Here is a 1,448-nt window from a genome sequence, read left to right as displayed (position 1 = left end):
TTGAACTGCCCCCAAAAAGTTAGACACTATTTGGGGGCATTTTTATGGAAAGAAAAGTCAAGTACAATTGTGAATTTAAACTTCGTTGTGTAGAAGAAGTTATGAAAAGACATAACTCGGTTAAAGGCACAGCTAGAGCAAACAAGATAGCTGAAAGCAACCTTACCTGCTGGATTAGCCGCTATAATGAATTTGGAATTGAAGGTCTTTTACCAAGGCAAAAAAATAAAGTTTATACTGCAGACTTTAAATTAAAAGTGATACAAACCATTGAAAATAAGTCTTTATCTTTGGATGAAGCCTGCTTGATTTTCAAAATTCCAGCGCAGTCAACCATAATAAGCTGGCAAAGAAAATATGCAAAAGATGATTTGGCAGGTTTAGAACTTAAATCACGTGGTAGACCAACAGTTATGAATTTTAAGAGAAAGCAACGAAAAACAGACAAACCTTTAACCAGGGAAGAGGAACTCTTAAAGGAGTTAGAGTACCTGCGCGCTGAGAACGAAATTCTAAAAAAGTTCAACGCCTTAGTTCAAGCCGAGCAAGCCAATCAAAACAAAAAGCTCAAACCATAATGGAATTAAGGCATAAGTATGATTTAGATCTTTTACTAAATTGTATGAACATGGTTAGAAGTACGTATTATTACTATGAAAAGAAAGGTCAGGCAATCGATAAATATCAAGAGATAAAAGATTTAATTAAACAGATTTACAATTATCATAAGGGTAGATTAGGATATAGACGTATTACTCTATTAATCAAAAAAGAGGGGATTTTAATTAATCACAAAACAGTGCTTCGATTGATGAAATTTTTAGGATTAAAAAGTTTAATCAGAATCAAGAAGTACAGATCGTATAAAGGAGAGCAGGGAAAGATAGCTCCTAATCTACTACAGCGCAATTTTAAGGCTGATATACCTAACCAGAAATGGGCAACCGATGTGACTGAATTTAATGTTTCTGGCAATAAATTGTACTTATCGCCGATAATCGATCTGTTTAATGGAGAGATAATTAGCTACGAATTATCGCAAAGACCAGTGTTTAATCAAGTTTTAAATATGCTTGAAAAAGCATTTAAAAAAATACCCGATAATACTAATCTGACTTTGCATTCTGACCAAGGATGGCAGTATCAAATGACACAATATCAGCATTTATTAAAGAAAAAAGGAATTATGCAAAGCATGTCCAGAAAAGGTAATTGTCTTGATAATGCGATAATTGAAAACTTCTTTGGAATATTAAAATCAGAGTTGTTTTATCTTAAAAAATACACTTCCATTAATCAATTGAAACAAGAGATTGTTGAGTATATAAATTATTATAATAATGACAGAATTAAACTTAATCTAAAAGGAATGAGCCCGATACAATATCGAGCTCATTATTATAAAACTTAATTATTAATTTGTCTAAACTTTTGGGTGCACTCTAAAT

The 1,448-nt window shown here is 32.0% G+C and carries 1 protein-coding gene; it reads left to right on the top strand.

Annotation, left to right across the window (positions count from 1 at the left end; translation table 11 throughout):
• The first annotated feature begins 44 nt into the window (after positions 1-44).
• Positions 45-1,411, top strand: a protein-coding gene (locus AC6CH4_RS25835) for an IS3 family transposase (protein ID WP_498108190.1) whose coding sequence is annotated in 2 segments (ribosomal slippage) — positions 45-513 and positions 513-1,411 — 1,368 coding nt in all. Because the reading frame shifts where the segments join, the coding sequence is not laid out codon by codon here.
• Positions 1,412-1,448: the final 37 nt, after the last annotated feature.

Source organism: Flavobacterium sp. GQ95 (assembly GCF_059758655.1).
The sequence above is the reverse complement of the archived record's forward strand: the minus strand, read 5'-3'. Positions and strand labels throughout refer to the sequence as shown.